General features: G+C 43.5%; 16 protein-coding genes and 1 pseudogene. 6 read left to right on the top strand and 11 right to left on the bottom strand.

What is annotated here, in order from left to right; translation table 11 throughout:
• Window positions 1–31: 31 nt before the first annotated feature.
• The 6 genes from GVY04_00620 to GVY04_00595 form a co-directional block, all read right to left on the bottom strand.
• Entirely contained in the window at window positions 32–382 is a 351-nt protein-coding gene (locus tag GVY04_00620; GenBank protein NBD14678.1) for a DUF1257 domain-containing protein, read from the bottom strand.
• Between the two features lie 152 nt (window positions 383–534).
• Complete coding sequence (locus GVY04_00615) at window positions 535–2,043, bottom strand: AAA family ATPase (GenBank protein NBD14677.1); 1,509 nt, start codon at window positions 2,041–2,043, stop codon at window positions 535–537.
• A gap of 69 nt (window positions 2,044–2,112) precedes the next feature.
• Window positions 2,113–2,472 (bottom strand): hypothetical protein, encoded by a 360-nt coding sequence (locus tag GVY04_00610; GenBank protein NBD14676.1) that lies wholly within the window; start codon window positions 2,470–2,472, stop codon window positions 2,113–2,115.
• 181 nt (window positions 2,473–2,653) lie between these two features.
• Window positions 2,654–3,754, bottom strand: coding sequence for an ArsA family ATPase (locus GVY04_00605; GenBank protein ID NBD14675.1), 1,101 nt, complete (start codon window positions 3,752–3,754; stop codon window positions 2,654–2,656).
• A gap of 6 nt (window positions 3,755–3,760) precedes the next feature.
• The gene (locus GVY04_00600) at window positions 3,761–3,970 is read right to left on the bottom strand and encodes a DUF2862 domain-containing protein (protein NBD14674.1); all 210 of its coding nucleotides are present in this window, start codon (window positions 3,968–3,970) and stop codon (window positions 3,761–3,763) included.
• 104 nt (window positions 3,971–4,074) lie between these two features.
• Window positions 4,075–4,311: a DUF1049 domain-containing protein gene (locus GVY04_00595; protein NBD14673.1), complete on the bottom strand. Its 237-nt coding sequence runs from the start codon at window positions 4,309–4,311 to the stop codon at window positions 4,075–4,077.
• 116 nt (window positions 4,312–4,427) lie between these two features.
• Between GVY04_00595 and GVY04_00590 the strand changes: the two genes are divergently transcribed.
• From GVY04_00590 to GVY04_00565, 6 genes and pseudogenes are all read left to right on the top strand, one after another.
• Window positions 4,428–4,961 carry a hypothetical protein gene (locus GVY04_00590; GenBank protein NBD14672.1) on the top strand — a complete coding sequence of 178 codons (534 nt, stop codon included), beginning with the start codon at window positions 4,428–4,430 and terminating at the stop codon, window positions 4,959–4,961.
• 386 nt (window positions 4,962–5,347) lie between these two features.
• Window positions 5,348–5,923, top strand: a pseudogene (locus GVY04_00585) (hypothetical protein).
• A gap of 337 nt (window positions 5,924–6,260) precedes the next feature.
• Complete coding sequence (locus tag GVY04_00580; GenBank protein ID NBD14671.1) at window positions 6,261–7,571, top strand: extracellular solute-binding protein; 1,311 nt, start codon at window positions 6,261–6,263, stop codon at window positions 7,569–7,571.
• A gap of 7 nt (window positions 7,572–7,578) precedes the next feature.
• The gene (locus GVY04_00575; GenBank protein ID NBD14670.1) at window positions 7,579–8,487 is read left to right on the top strand and encodes an ABC transporter permease subunit; all 909 of its coding nucleotides are present in this window, start codon (window positions 7,579–7,581) and stop codon (window positions 8,485–8,487) included.
• A gap of 3 nt (window positions 8,488–8,490) precedes the next feature.
• The gene (locus GVY04_00570; GenBank protein NBD14669.1) at window positions 8,491–9,381 is read left to right on the top strand and encodes an ABC transporter permease subunit; all 891 of its coding nucleotides are present in this window, start codon (window positions 8,491–8,493) and stop codon (window positions 9,379–9,381) included.
• A gap of 66 nt (window positions 9,382–9,447) precedes the next feature.
• On the top strand, window positions 9,448–10,521 hold the full coding sequence (locus GVY04_00565) for an ATP-binding cassette domain-containing protein (GenBank protein ID NBD14668.1): 1,074 nt from the start codon (window positions 9,448–9,450) through the stop codon (window positions 10,519–10,521).
• 558 nt (window positions 10,522–11,079) lie between these two features.
• Here GVY04_00565 and GVY04_00560 read toward each other — a convergent pair.
• The 5 genes from GVY04_00560 to GVY04_00540 all read right to left on the bottom strand — a co-directional run.
• Window positions 11,080–11,373, bottom strand: coding sequence for a putative addiction module antidote protein (locus GVY04_00560; protein ID NBD14667.1), 294 nt, complete (start codon window positions 11,371–11,373; stop codon window positions 11,080–11,082).
• Window positions 11,366–11,710, bottom strand: coding sequence for a type II toxin-antitoxin system RelE/ParE family toxin (locus GVY04_00555; GenBank protein ID NBD14666.1), 345 nt, complete (start codon window positions 11,708–11,710; stop codon window positions 11,366–11,368). Before GVY04_00555 ends, GVY04_00560 begins: the two co-directional genes overlap by 8 nt.
• Window positions 11,711–11,783: 73 nt before the next feature.
• A complete protein-coding gene (locus tag GVY04_00550) occupies window positions 11,784–12,371 on the bottom strand; it encodes a Uma2 family endonuclease (GenBank protein ID NBD14665.1) in 588 nt (195 codons plus the stop codon).
• A 126-nt stretch (window positions 12,372–12,497) separates the two neighbouring features.
• Window positions 12,498–15,062 carry a leucine--tRNA ligase gene (gene leuS / locus GVY04_00545; protein ID NBD14664.1) on the bottom strand — a complete coding sequence of 855 codons (2,565 nt, stop codon included), beginning with the start codon at window positions 15,060–15,062 and terminating at the stop codon, window positions 12,498–12,500.
• A gap of 302 nt (window positions 15,063–15,364) precedes the next feature.
• On the bottom strand, window positions 15,365–15,760 hold a 396-nt coding region (locus GVY04_00540; GenBank protein ID NBD14663.1), incomplete at its 5' end, for a DUF2267 domain-containing protein.

Here is a 15,760-nt window from a genome sequence, read left to right as displayed (position 1 = left end):
TAGAAAACGCCGATACCGAGTTAGGATACTTCTACTGAACGACTAACTTAACATTGGCATTTTCAAGACCACGTTGCTTCGCTTCTGCGAGGGTTTTATTAACTGCATATTTTTGGTTAATGGAGTTAATTAACTCAGTTTGGTTATGCTTTTTAGCAACACCCCAGAGGTCAGCAATGAGATCATAAGTGCCATCGCTGTTTTCAGACCAACCTAGATCATATTCGCCTTCTAGTTGCGCGACAATGTCAGCGCGAAGACGTTGACCGTTGTAGCCACGAACGTCAGCATTGGCTTTAACCGTTAAGCCGAGGTCGCTTAAAGATGCTTTGAGAATTTCTGCGTTGCTGATCTTGGTGCGGAGAGTGCTAAAATGGGACATTGTGATTTCCTCCTAAATGGATTGAGAAATAAACGTTAACTGATTTTGACATACGTGATCGAACTATGTTAAGATAGTTTACGATCTTAGCTTTTGAACTGCTAGCGAAGTTGCTAGCCTTTCCTCCTGTTGGCTCCAGGAGAGAAAGCCTGTTAAAACTCCAGTCGCTGATACTCGGCGACGGAGGATGATGCAGGTCTGGCGCGTTGATGCGCCCATTCTCGTAGTGCATTGACCTGCTCTGTCATCGTTCGGGACAAGGGAAGCGTTGATTTCAATGCAGCAATAATATCAAGCTGCGTGAATTCCCGCTCTTGAGCAAAAGCATCATACATTGCAGCGACTAGTGCTTGCTCAATTTCTGCCCCGGAAAATCCTTCAGATAAATTGGCTAACTGTTCCAAATCGAAGCGAGAAATGTCGGAACGTCGTTTTTGGAGGTGAATGCGGAAGATGTCGCTTCGCTCTTGGGTATTCGGTAAATCAACGAAAAAGATTTCATCAAACCGTCCTTTCCGTAGAAACTCTCCTGGCAAGCGCTCAACCCGGTTGGCTGTTGCCATGACAAACACAGGCGACTCTTTTTCCTGCATCCACGTTAGGAAAGACCCAAAGATACGGCTAGATGTTCCGCCATCAGAGTCAGATGAACCGGCACTGCCAGAGAAGGCTTTGTCTAATTCATCAATAAACAGAATGGCTGGGGAGATGGATTCTGCAGTTTTTAGAGCATTACGGAGATTTGCTTCTGAGCGACCAACGGTTGAGCCGTCATAAATACGACCCATATCTAGACGCAAGAGGGGCAGTCCCCAAAGGCGAGAGGTTGTTTTTGCGGTCAATGATTTACCACAACCGGGTACACCAAGGATTAGCATTCCTTTAGGTTGCGGCAGGCCATAATCTCTTGCCTTTTTGGTAAAAGCTTCCGAGCGTAATCTTAACCAACGCTTGAGTTCTTCCAAGCCACCAATATTGTCTAAGGTCTCATCTTCCTCTAAAAACTCGAGAATACCGTTCCGGCGGATCAGTTGCTTTTTCTCCGAAAGCACCACATCTACTTCTGATTCACTAAAGCGCTGGGCTGTCACATAGACCTTACGGTAAACTTTCTCCGCTTCGTCACGAGTGAGACCAAGAGTAGCCCGCAATAATTTTTCGCGAACCGTATTATCGAGGCGACCTTGCTTGGTTCGCTCCAACTGCTTGGTCAACACCTGATCTAATTCCGCCAAATCGGGTAGAGGGTAGTCAAGGACAACAACTTCCTTTTCTAACTCAATGGGAACCTGTTGTACAGGCGACATCACAACGATAATTTTATCTGTGCCTTTGAAGCTCGCGATCGCGTCTCGCAGCCAACGGGTTGTTGCTGGAGAATCAATAAACGGGTGTAAGTCTTTAAATATATAGATCCCTGCTTCCTTCTGCCGAACCACCCATTCAATTGCTGCTTCTGGAGAAACTGTATTGCGCTGAGGAGTCTGCTGCGATTTTCCATATTCGGCAATCCCGTGGGTCACTGTCCACACGTAGACTGACCGCGATTTTGCTTGTTCAGCAATATCTGAAATTGCTTGCTCAGCCCGCTCCTCCTCGGGAGTAACGAGGTAGATTAGAGGATATTGAGCTTGAATTAATACACTGAGCTCTTCGCGCATGGCTTTTCACCTTATCGTTGATGCAGTCCTTCCCTTAATGAGCAGTTCGCCATCTCGGTTAGGGTTTACCTAGCAGGGAACCAGTTGTTCCTGATCTTGCGAATGATCGGGGTCAGCAGTTTTGACCTGTTGATTAACTTGTTCAGTTGCAATCTCTTCCGTTTGAACCGATGGTTGCGTCTGAAGAGGAGCAAGTTCTCCTTCTTGCATAATGAGCGCGCTCTCACATTGAGGACACTCATAAAGCCGGTAGGTTTGACCGTACTCTTGCTGTTCTAATTCTGCAACCACTTCGGAGTGATTGAGGTAAAAGAGCACCGCTTGCTCCACTAAACCTGACATTGATTCGCCACCCGTGGCAGCTTTAATTTTAAGGTTACGGTGAACATCCGGTGGAAGATAAAGCGTAACTTTTTGCTTATCTGACATACTTTTCATTTCTATTTACCCGGGTATTACTAGCTACTTTAGCGATAATTTTTTCTACCGTCAAGCTGTTAAGACAGAATGATGGTATTTTTGTAACATTCCTTAATATTTTGACTGATTTCCCCTAACTACTCCGGTCTAGTTCCCTAAACAGGGAACTAGAAAGCTTTGGCAAATGGGGTTAAAAGGAAACTAAGAGATGACCGTCATCCAAAAATTTTGCTCCTTTGACCGGCTGTCCCTTTAAAGGCGGCGGGAGTTGGATATTTCGGCGCTGATCGCCCGCATCAATCGTAATTTCCTGTTGAGTTTGCGGTTGGGTTAGTTTAATTTGTTTTTTGCCGAACCCAGGCAAAAAGACTTTGACTGTCCGTTCACTTCGATCAATTTCAACGGTAGGAGGGGCTTGAGCAACATTCCCCAGTAAATCGGGAAGAGCGTTCCCCAGAGTCTCCCATTCTCCCGGTTGAATGGACGGTAAAGGGGTTATAGGTAAAGGAGAAAATTCTCCCTGTACCACCTCTCTCACTGTGGTCTCCTGATTGAGTAAGACACCGGCAATAATTAGCCCGCTTTGTTGGGCACTTCCCCAGAGAAATTTGGCACTTTTAAGGGCATAAGGATTATCGGCGGTTACCAGATATCCGGCAACCTTCCTTTCACTCAGCGCATTTTTCCCCCGTTCCAGGATTTGATTGGCTTGATTAGCAGTGGAATTATCAGTTAAATCTTCTGCCGTCCAAGTGACATTCAAAATGGCACTACTCAGTGGCTGAATAAAAGGAGAGATGGCTTTCCCAAGATCAGAATCCAGAAAGAGGTCACGAAAACGGCGGATGTACCAACTTAGGTGTTCTGGAATGGCAAACATGCGCAAGGTACTTAAATCGCCAGCACCATCGAAAATGATGACATCATATTGTCCACTTTCGTAATATTCCCGCAGGGCGTTGAGGGCGAGGGCTTGTTCCATACCCGGGAGAACAGCAAGTTCTTGCCCATAAACCTCTTTGAGTAAGGGAGACCGAAGATACTGGGCTTCTACTGCCTTGACTTCTTCCCAGCTTTTTTCTAAGAGAACGGTTGCCCCAAGATTAACGGCCCAAAACTGACCTGAGATACTTGTGGGTTCACTGCTCAGAGGAGTCTCTAAAAATAACTCCGTTGTCGGGTCTTGAGTGGTTAATAACACTCGTTTCCCCTCTTGAGAAAGTTGGTGAGCGGCAGCGATCGCGATCGCGCTGCGACCGCTACCACCCTTTCCGAGAAAAGTTAAAATCATCTGTAATTAGCTCGTTACGGCTTGCTCAATCGGTTTGAGTTCATCTTCAAAAAACCAACTGCTGGAATTATCATCGAAGGTAACGACAGCCCCCACTCCGCTGCCATCAGTCATCTTAAACTCTTGAACGGTGCCGACTTTGCCCAGCTTGTCCACGATGTCATTAGAGACGCGATCGCGCAGCCGAAACACTTTTACCTTTTGTCCAATTTCCATAAAGTTTCTTTCTCCCAATCAAATTTTCATTCCACAGTATATCGAAATTTCACTGCATTCTCTTGTGGCCGAGAATTTTTCCCATCCTCTGCCAACCGTTAATCCTATCCCCGACGATGCCTAACCCCGCTTAAAATTGGCTGGATCAAAGGGGCAATTGCACCTAAAATTAAGCCAAAACTGAAACTAAATGCTAAAAGAACCCCAAAGGGAATTTCTATAGAGCGAAAGAATAAAAATTGTAGAGAAATCGCGGTAATATTCTGAATAGAGATCACCGCCATTAATACCATGCCGGCGGCAATTAACAAAAAAGCAAATATCGTTCCCAGTCTTTGCATTCTTCTGAACCTAAGATTATTCAAGTTTCTCGACTAAATGCTAAATTAATTGACAAGTCTTTATCTGTTATCTGTACCTCAACTTTGTTGAAAATCAAGCTCCTAAATCTAGAATCGTGAGTCAGGCCGAACCTTCCCATCTCGAAACTCTCCAAGCCGAAATTGCCCACCTCCAAGGGGAACTGCAACTACGGGATCAACTTGTCGATCAATTATCCCACGAATTATTTCGGTTGGTAAAAGACTACTCAAACGCGACTTCTCTCCCATCTAATACAGAATCTGATCAATCCCAACTTGAACACTTACACAGTCAAATTGCTGAGATTGAGGAACAAGTCCAATTTTATCAAAAGCAAATTTCTACCCGTGATCAAGAAATTTATCACCTACAAAGTAAAATCAAGACTTTGATGGACAAAAATCAAACATTGGAAAAAATGTTACAAGATTTACCAGAGCTCTATCGTCAAAAATTTTCCCAGCGTATGAAACCCGTCAAAGAAAAAGTTGAACAACTCCAACGAGAAAATCAGCAGCTTCAAGCCCAAGTTCAAACTTTGACTTATCGCTTAACCGTCAGAAATCGTCCGTCTCATGATCACGAGATTGACTTGCCCAACATCCAACAAACCGACCAATCGTCCTAGTGGTTAAGCGTGGTATTTGCAACTCAATTCGACCCTCACAGTCGCCGCAGTATTGGCAATCAAAACGCGTCGAAAATGAATTGGGGTTTATTTCTGATTTCTCATATTCTCACTAATTGTCTAATCACGTCACGGGAATGTATAAAGTTCTAATTATTATTAACGCTCAACAGGTGTCCAACCAAGGGACCGTCCTTTCGACTTCTCCAGCTACCCAGCGGATGGCAGCCGCCTTAAAAGATGCGATTGTTAGTGAAACTACAGAAGAAACAGTAGTCAGCGCTACACCGGACTTAAAGTCCGGTGCAGGGCTTTCAGGCCGGAGCTTTAGTGAGGACGGAAATGAATTCCGCACACAGCCCCTTGCCTACACTAACCGCCCAGCCGTGGTCAAAATGATTGCGGCGCATCAACTTCTCCATCAAGTGAATTGGTATGATCCCAACGACCCCGATTGGATTTGTTGCCCTTTAACCATTGAACTGCCGCCTCAATTTAAGTTTCCCAGAGCAAAATTATTCCAAACCTGCCGCGATATTAAAGGAACTCGTAAATGGGTAGAAGAAAACTTAAACTTACGAACGGGAAATAAGTTTAGAAAAATTTGGCATGGCAGCTATTGGCTACCGATTGTTTTTACCGCCAAGGGGCCCCTGTATGGCGAAGTGATTGGAGAAACACAACTGCCTAACTCTTTCCAACAACCGATTGATTTTCCTGATGATAAGCGCCAATCTTTATATCACGTTGGCTATCAACTTCTTCATGCCCTTTCTGCTCAACCCGGCGTCTATTTACTTCAATTTGGCTTTCAAGACGATACCTTGATTTTTGATCGCGTTTGGCCCTTTCCCGCTGCTCCCGCTCTGGCTAGTGTGGGGGTGCAAAAACCGAATCTCTACACTTGTCATTGGCAATGTTTAATTGAAAAGCCGATTCGGGATTTAGTCATTAGTCATTAGTCATTAAGTTATTTGTTCTTCCTAACTTTTGGATGTTACTCAATAACGTAAAGATGTCTCAAGAGAACGTAGACAAAGCGTATTTTTGGAACGTGAGAGAATTCTACAATCAACTCTAGTTTTTATTTTGAGTAGTCCCGTATCGTAAAAGAATATTTTTTGATTTGTCGCCTGGCTTAAGGTAGATTTTGAGAAAAAGTTCCATAATTGTGACTTTTCTTAAAATTAATGTGATTTCTGCCAATAGTTTGCTCTAAAATACATGGGCAAAGCGATTTTATTTAGTGGGATAAGCATTTATTACTAGCGTTAGCAAATGTTTTTTCACTAATAGATTATGTTCCCAATCAAAAACTACTTAAAATCATTCTTTCGATTCATTCAAAATCGAAAAAAACTCCAACCTTTGATCATTTTTCTAGCAACCGTCATTTCGATTCCGTTGCTCGTCACGGTCGTGAAAAGTCAACAACCGACAAACGTGAAAGTACTGATTCAAGCCTTAGAAGCAGCACAATTAGAACCCATTGTCGAAGACTTTAACGAAGAAAATCCTGATATTCGGCTCGAAGTGGTTGAAGCGCCCAATGATACTAACCAAGTTGAAGACCTTTATACGTCCGCTTTTTTACTGGGAGATTCTCCTTATGATTTGGTTTATATGGATATTGTCTGGACGCCCAAGTTTGCAGCAGCCGGGTGGTTAAAAGATTTATCCAATCGCGTGTCTCAAGAAGAATTAGATGAGTTTTTAGACGGCGATGTGAACGGCGGCAGATATGAAGATGGACTTTATCGGATGCCCTTTCGTTCAGATGCTGGGATGTTGTACTATCGCACGGATTGGCTTCAAGAAGCGGGTTATGAACCACCAGATACATTTGCAGAATTAATAGAAATTTCTAAAGCGCTACAAGAACAAGATTACACGTCGTGGGGCTATACCTGGCAAGGGAAACAGTATGAAGGGCTATCTGCAATGTTTGTGGAAATCCTAGAAGGATTTGATGCATTTTGGGTTAACCCCGATACCCTCGAAGTAGGCTTAGACCAACCCAAAGCCATAGAAGCCGTAAACTTTCTGCGAAACACCATTGAAGAAGGGGTTTCCCCTCCTGGTGTTACCACTTATAGCGAGGAACCCACGCGACGCTTATTCCAAAACGGTGAGACTGCATTTTTAAGAAACTGGCCCTATGTTTATGGTTTAGCCTCAGAATCAGAGATTGCAGGGCAATTTACCATTAAACCGATGCCACACGCCGCTGGTAGTAAGAGTGGTGCCTGTCAAGGAGGATGGGGAATGGGAATTGCTCAAAGTACCGATCATCCAGATGCTGCCTGGCGAGTCGTGGAATATTTCAGTCGCGCGGAAACCCAGAAAAAATATGCGCTACAAACGGGATATGTTCCCAGTCGGCGAGACCTCTTTGATGATCCTGAATTAGTGGAAAAATATACTTATTTACCGGAACTCTTAAATGTCATTGAAAACGCGGTTTTACGTCCCCCGATCGCGCAATATTCCCAAGCCTCCGATATTCTACAACGCTATCTCAGTGCTGCCATTTCTGGAACCATGTCTGCAGAAGCGGCGATGAATGCAGCAGCGAGAGAAACCCGTACCCTATTGAAGCGTTCTCAGTAAGACAAGTATGAAACTGAATTCTATTCGACAGCGAGACCAACTCACCGGTTGGTTACTCTCTTTACCCGCCTTAATTATCCTGATTTTAGTCTTTGCCTATCCCATTGGACGCGCCTTCTGGTTGAGTTTATTTACCGAAAACTTAGGCACTCAACTCGAACCCATTTTTACGGGGTTAGAAAACTATGCTCGGATGTTCGGGGATGGTCGGTTTTGGAATAGTATCGGCAATACGACTATTTTTACCTTTTTCTCTCTGCTGTTAGAGTTACTCTTAGGCATTGCTGTTGCCCTCGTTCTCGACCAAAAATTTCGCGGTCGCGGTATTTTGAGAACGGTTGGTATCTTACCTTGGGCGTTACCCACGGCAGTGATGGGCTTAGCCTGGGCATGGATTTTTAACGACCAATATGGTGTGGTCAATGACCTTCTCAGAGGTGTTGGTGTGATTGATTCTGGCATTACCTGGCTGGGGGATCCCACTCGTGCCATGTTTGCTCTGATTCTGGCCGATGTTTGGAAAACCACCCCATTTATTGCCGTAATTCTTTTAGCGGGGTTACAAGCAATTCCCCAAGACTTATACGAAGCCCATTCTCTAGATGGGGCCAATCCAGTACAGAACTTTTTCACTATTACGCTACCCTTAATCGCTCCACAGATGATTATTGCCTTATTATTTCGCTTCGCTCAAGCTTTTGGCATTTTCGAGTTAGTGACCGTGATGACTGGCGGCGGACCGGCGGGTTCCACAGAAACGGTTTCTTTGTATATTTATGACACCGTCATGCGCTATTTAGACTTTGGTTACGGTGCAGCCTTAATTGTCATTACGTTTTTGATTTTAATTATTGCTGTTGCAATTGCAGCATTCATTTTGTCTAAAACGGATGTGAATGTCACAGGAGAACAATAAAACATGACGATCGCGCAAAAACAGACAGCAACGACGACCGCTACCTCGCCCAAACCCAAACTTCCCAACCGCAAGATCGCCCTTGTTGTCGGCATTATTTTTGTTGCCGTTTTCTGTCTTGCCCCTGCCTTATGGCAAGTCTTAACCTCTTTCAAAATTAACGAGGCGATTGCCACAGTTCCCAATGTTTATTTACCCCGTCTGGATCAACTGACCTTTGATCACTACATGAATTTATTCAGTCGTCGTCCCTTTCTCCTCTATATTTTTAATAGTTTATTTGTTGCGGCAACGGCGACTTTAATCGCGTTAGTCACTGGTGCCCCCGCGGCTTATGCTTTGGCGAGACTACGGATTCCCGGCGAGAAAGTTTTAGTCGCGATCGTACTGATTGTGACGCTTTTCCCCTATGTTTTACTGTTTTTAGGCTTATTTGAAGTGGTCAAAGCGCTCAATTTAGGCAATAACTATCTTGCTTTAATTATTCCCTATGCCGGCAAGAACTTACCCTTAACTATTCTCGTTTTAAGAACGTTTTTCCAACAATTGCCGAAAGACTTAGAAGATTCAGCAAAAGTCGATGGCTATAATACGGTCCAAATGTTAGTGCGAATTGTCTTACCCATGACCGTTCCTGCTTTAGTGACAACGGGAATTCTTGCCTTTATTTTTGCTTGGAATGAATTTATCTTTGCCTTAACCTTTGTCACGGAAGAAAGTATGAAAACAATCCCCGTGGCAACAGCTCAAATTGGCGGATCATCCATTTTTGAAATTCCTTATGGTCCCATTGCCGCGGCAACGGTTGCGGGTACGCTTCCCCTGGTTCTCCTCGTTTTATTCTTCCAACGTCGCATTGTCCAAGGACTCACTGCTGGTGCTGTCAAGGGGTAAACCAATTACCAATTAAAAATTAATAATTAGTTCATCGTTTAAGGCAATAATAAGGAACAAACAATAATGGCAAAACTACAACTGCAAAACCTCCGTAAAGAATACAATTCCAAAACTGTTCCCATTAAAGAATTATCCGTTGATGTAGATGATGGGGAATTTCTTACCTTTGTTGGTCCCTCGGGCTGTGGTAAATCAACCACCTTACGCTTAATCGCGGGTTTAGAAGAACCAACCAAAGGGCAAATTGTGATTAATGGCAATACTGTTAATAGTGTTCCGCCTGGTGAAAGAAATGTGGCAATGGTGTTTCAAAGTTACGCCCTATACCCCCACATGACGGTAGCGGAAAATATTGCCTCTCCCCTTAAAATTCGTAAAACTCCAACCAGTGAAATTGAACAACGGATTAATCAAGTTGTCCAAAAGTTAGATTTAGAGGAATCGTTACTAGAACGTAAACCCGGTCAGCTTTCAGGCGGACAACGGCAGCGGGTTGCAGTAGCACGGGCTTTGGTGCGCGAACCGGAAGTGTTTTTACTGGATGAACCGCTGAGTAACTTGGATGCATTGTTGCGGGAACAAGTTCGTGCAGAACTCAAACAAATTTTTAAGTCCCAGAATAAGCCAGTGGTTTACGTAACGCACGACCAAACTGAGGCAATGACCCTTTCCACTCGCATTGCCCTCCTCTATGATGGTGTATTGCAACAATTGGATACCCCCTATCAAATTTATAATTATCCCGCCAATAGCTTTGTTGCTGGCTTTATGGGGAGTCCGCAAATGAACCTGATTACTCTCAACTGTAAAGGACAACAAGCGATGTTCGGAAATTTTGGGATTACCCTCCCTGGTTTAACTGAAATTCCTTCGCAAATTATCCTTGGCATTCGCCCGGAAGATGTCCGCCTTGCCACCGATGGCGATCAACACATCGTCAAAGGGAAAGTCATTTTGGTGGAAGATTTGGGGAAAGAACAACTCTTAACGGTAGAAGTCGAAGGGGCAGGAGAAAAACAGTTACGGAGTCTGATTCCGATTGATCAAACTTGGGATCGAGAGGAAGTAGAGCTTGCCCTTCCCAAACACTCTCTACATTGGTTTGATGTGGAGAGAGGAAATCGTTTATTTTTTTAACACAAATAACAGAATCAAAATACTCAAAAGTAAAACGTCAGTACCCAACAAATCATGGCTCTTCTAGATTAGCTATGACAATTTAATAAGAATCGGAGGATAAAATGGCTCTCCTAGGGTGGTTATGGAAAAATAATAGCAAATAACGCCCAAAAAGCTTGCATGGTAAGCTTTACGGAATTGTAAAAATCAAATTTTTCTAAAATTTGATTTTTGTTTCATTGCATCCCCTGAATTGACTAGGGATTGAGCTGCTATCAATGTATAAATTAGTATATCTAGTCTAGGAGAGCCGATAAAATTTTCGATAATTTTAGAAGAAGAGTGCTGTTACATTGGAGCTTTTGTTGCTAATTTGCCATACTTACTCTAGAAGAGCCAGTTCCTCATAATTCTGGTAGTAGTGCATTGTAATGATATTGGTAACAGCATTGCGGGATTTCCAGCTTCCATTGACCATTCCTATGCAGGACTACCAAGGAAAGAATAGCAACTATTGCATTATTGTCGAACTATTTCGACGATGGGTTTTAGCAACTGTAATATGTTTTCTCCTCCCTAATTTTTAGTATCTACAGTTAATTTAAAACCTAAATTACTGAGAATACTGCGAATATTATTGAGTTGAGGATTGCCTTTTTCGGAGAGGGTTTTGGATAAACTCTCGCGATTGCGGTTAGTAGCTTGTTCTAGTTCGCTCATGGTGCTGTTAGCTTCTACTACATCTCTGAGTGCCAGTAAAAAAACTTCTGGGTTTTCGTCTTCTAAAGCTGCATTGAGATATTCTCTGGCTTCAATGGGGTTGGTTAAAGCTTTTAATAAATCGTCTTTATAACTTCTAGTTCTAGTCATTGCTACGCCTCTTGTAATCTTGCCAATATTGCTTGGCTTTTTTGATATTTTGATCCTGACTATTTTTATCACCACCAGATAACAAAATGATGATAGTATTTCCTTCTTGTCCAAAATAAACTCGATAGCCAGCACCAAACTTGATTCTCAGTTCGCTTACTCCCTCTCCTACAGATTTACAATCACCCAAGTTACCCAATCGAAGGCGGTTAATTCTCGTCCGAACTATGGCACGGGCTTTTCTATTTTTGAGGTTTTCTAACCAATCGTTAAAAGGTGCGCTGCCGTTGGCTTTGACATAGGTAAGAATAGTTTTTTTTGGGTTTCCATAATTCACTGTAGCTTATAGACTACAGTTTAACAGCGATCAGTTATTACCTCATTAATTTTTAGTATTTTATAAACGATTTCTAATGAAACGAAGACCAAACTTTCCTTAAATTTAAAGTGAAATTTGGTAAAACATTTTCTCCGGATAGGGAAGCGGGTGCATTCAGAATTTCTGTTTCTTTCCTCGGACGATAAACTTCAACTGTTTTCTGTTTTTGATTAATTAACCAACCAAGCTGACAGCCATTTGCTACGTATTCTTGCATTTTGGCTTGCACGTGCTTTAAATTGTCTGTTGGAGATAGCAGTTCAATCACGAAATCAGGACAAAGGGGAATAAATTTCTCTTTTTGTTGTGGCGATAAAGCTTCCCAGCGCGACTTTTCAAGCCATGCCACATCAGGGGAACGGTCAGCCCCATTGGGAAGACTAAACCCGGTGGAAGAATCAAAAACTTCTCCTAATTGTGTTTGTTCGTTCCATAGCCCAACTTGTACAATTAAACTGGCATTTTTACGTCCTGTTTCTCCACCAGTTGGCGACATAATCACTAAATTTCCAGTTGCAGTCCGTTCTAATTTTAAGTCCGGATTATCCTGACAAATTTGATAAAATTGCTCCCGACTTAATTCAATGACTGAGTCTAAATTGAGCGTGAGTTGAGACATTTTTCCTAGAACTTCCTGCTTTTACCTTTAATTATAGGCAAGCTATTCCAGTCATTTTGATGCGAATCCGGAAAAGGTTTTGATGGAAGGAGTGGTTATTCCTCCCATCAGCAATAGTTCAACGCTTTAAACCACAAAATTAACTAATTTACCCGGAACGACAATCACTTTTTTCACCTCTTTTCCTTCCAGATACCGCTGGGCTGCATCGGACTCTCGGGCATAGGTTTCCAATTGTTCCCGACTGGCATTAGCCGGTACGGGAATGGTGCCGCGGGTTTTGCCTTTAATTTGAATCACGAGATTAATCTCATCAACCGTTAAGGCGTCGGGATCCGCTTCTAACCAGGGTTGATGATGAACGGACTCTTGATTTCCTAAAGCGTGCCAGAGTTCTTCTGTAAGATGGGGAGCAAAGGGGGCAAGTAATTTTACTAAGGCTTCAATTCCTTCTTTATAAATGGGAGAATCCTGGCATTTTGCTTCATTCAGCGCATTATTAAGCTTCATCAATTCGGAAACTGCAGTATTAAACTGATAATCTCCTTCTAAGTCTTCAGAAATCGATTTGATGGCGGTATGAATCGCACGGCGTAAGTCTTTTTCCTCTTTCGAGAGATCGCCGTTATTTTTGGGTTGGATTTCGGAAGCGCGATCGACAAACTCCATTACCAAGCGCCAGACTTTATTGAGGAAGCGAAATTGTCCTTCGACATCGGCACTATCCCATTCCAAATCTTTTTCGGGTGGGGCTTTGAAGAGGATAAACATCCGCGCCGTATCCGCGCCATATTTATCCAAAACTTCCAAGGGATCTACGCCGTTATATTTCGACTTCGACATCTTCTCGTAGAATACAGAAAGCTCATCACCCGTATTGGGGTCTTTCGGATCCTCTGCATTAACCTGTTGGAGTGGGATATATTTGCCAGTTTTAGGGTTTTTGTAGGTAATTGCCTGGACCATGCCCTGAGTAAGTAACCGTTGGAAGGGTTCATCACAGTTTAAGAGTCCTCTGTCTCGCAAAACTTTCGTAAAGAAACGAGAGTATAATAAGTGCAGGATGGCGTGTTCAATCCCTCCTACATATTGATCCACGGGCATCCAGTCATTGACTTTTTCTTTGTTAAAGGCTTCCTCGCTATTGTTGGCATCAGTGTAGCGGAGAAAATACCACGAGGAGTCAATGAAGGTGTCCATGGTATCGGTTTCGCGTTTTGCCGGTTCCCCACAAGAAGGACAAGGGACATTTAACCAGCTTTCCAGTTGCGTGAGAGGAGATCCGCCACGTCCAGTAAATTCGACATTTTCTGGGAGTTCAACCGGTAAATCTTCATCGGGAACGGGAACTGCCCCACAACTGGGACAATGGATAATGGGAATCGGTGCGCCCCAATAGCGTTGACGGGAAATTAACCAATCACGCAAGCGATATTGAATTCTCGCTTTCCCCCAGCCTTGTTGTTCGGCATAGTCGATGATAGCTTGTTTTCCTTCAACAGAATTTAGGCGATCAAACTGACCAGAATTGATCATCGTTCCCGCTTCGGTATAGGCATTTTCTAATGTCTCACTGGCGTCTTCGCCTTCTGGAACAATCACCTGTTTGATCGGCAGTTGATTCTGGGTGGCAAACTGAAAATCGCGGGCATCGTGGGCAGGAACACCCATGACAGCACCGGTTCCATATTCATAGAGGACATAATCAGCGATTAAGATTGGAATTTCTTCACCAGTAAAAGGATTAATTGCTTTTCCACCCGTGGGAATACCGCGTTTCGGTTTATCTTCGGCAGTGCGTTCCAGTTCGCTTTCGCTACTAACTTCTTGAATAAAAGCTTCTACCGCGTCTTTTTGGTCTGCTGTCGTCACTTGCGGGGTGAGAGGATGTTCCGGTGCAAGAACCACATAAGTGACCCCATAAATCGTATCAGGGCGGGTGGTGAAGACCCCGATTTTATCTTCTCTCTCAACGACAGGAAATTCGAGATATGCCCCAACAGATTTGCCGATCCAATTTTCTTGCATGAGTTTAACGCGATCGGGCCAGCCAGACAGTTTTTCTAAATCGTTAAGCAGTTCTTCAGCATAAGCAGTAATTTTCAGGAACCACTGTTTGAGCAGTTTCCGTTCGACTTTCGCACCACTGCGCCACGACCGTCCTTCGCCATCCACTTGTTCATTCGCAAGAACCGTTTGGTCAATGGGGTCCCAATTTACAGCGGACTCTTTTTGATAGGCAAGTCCGGCTTGGAAAAACTGGAGAAAAATCCATTGCGTCCATTTATAGTAGTCGGGAGAACAAGTTGCCACTTCCCGACTCCAGTCGAGGGATAAGCCCAATTGCTGGAGTTGTTGTTTCATCTGCTGAATATTTTGATTCGTCCATTGGGCGGGATGAACGCCACGGTCAATGGCTGCATTTTCTGCGGGTAAACCAAAGGCATCCCAGCCCATGGGATGCAAAACCCGATACCCTTGCATCCTTCGCCATCTTGCTATCACATCGGTAATTGTATAAACCCGAACGTGACCCATATGGAGGCTTCCCGAGGGATAAGGAAACATGGAAAGCACATAGAATTTCGGTTGGTTGGGGTCTTCCGGCGTTTGATCAGCGTCACTTTCTAACCAGTATTGTTGCCATTTCGTTTCGATGTCGGCGGGATTATATCGGGATGCACTTGCCATGATCTGCGACTTATCTTCGATGATTTCAGCATTTTCATATTTTAGAGCATCGTTTCGCGCGATCGTTCAATCCCTTTCTATTTTTCAATTGGTACTTTTGACTTTGCTGAAGTATTAGAGAATCAGCTAGCTTAGCTATGTTTTGTGATTCAGGAATGAATTCAATCGCCAATGATGACAATCAATCATGGACTCTACAGGAGTAAATCTAGATAAATCACGAAAGAGAGAGAAAATCAAATGTACTCACGACTCCCTCTCTCTTAATTTCTAAACCAATGATAATTGTTCTGAACAGTTAATTATGCTTGTTCCCAAAGCTGGCGAATTTTTCCCGGTAATGCTTCAGTAATTTCTTGAATTCGTTCTTGGGATAACTCATCTTTTGTTGCCGAAAAAACCGCGTTAATCGCTACTTCCGGTTCAATGCCTCGTTGTAGTCCACCTTCTTGGCGAATCCGGAATAAAAACGTTTCATCATCAATATTTAAAACCGGGCGCAGACGGCTTAAAAAAGCAACAATGGGGTTTGTATCTTTCCATAGACCAGAGATATCATCTTGCAAAGATTGATCATCACTGGTTGCCGCCTTTTCTCCTTTGAGTTCTTCAAAAACACGATCCGCTGCTTCTGTCGTCATTAAGTCGCGCATACTGCGAAACACAACTTCGGAAAGATCTCTGGCATCAAAGATATC

The sequence above is a fragment of the Cyanobacteria bacterium GSL.Bin1 genome (assembly GCA_009909085.1).
Lineage (GTDB): Bacteria > Cyanobacteriota > Cyanobacteriia > Cyanobacteriales > Rubidibacteraceae > Halothece.
Note: the sequence above shows the minus strand (reverse complement) of the source record. Positions and strands in the feature narration are given on the sequence as shown.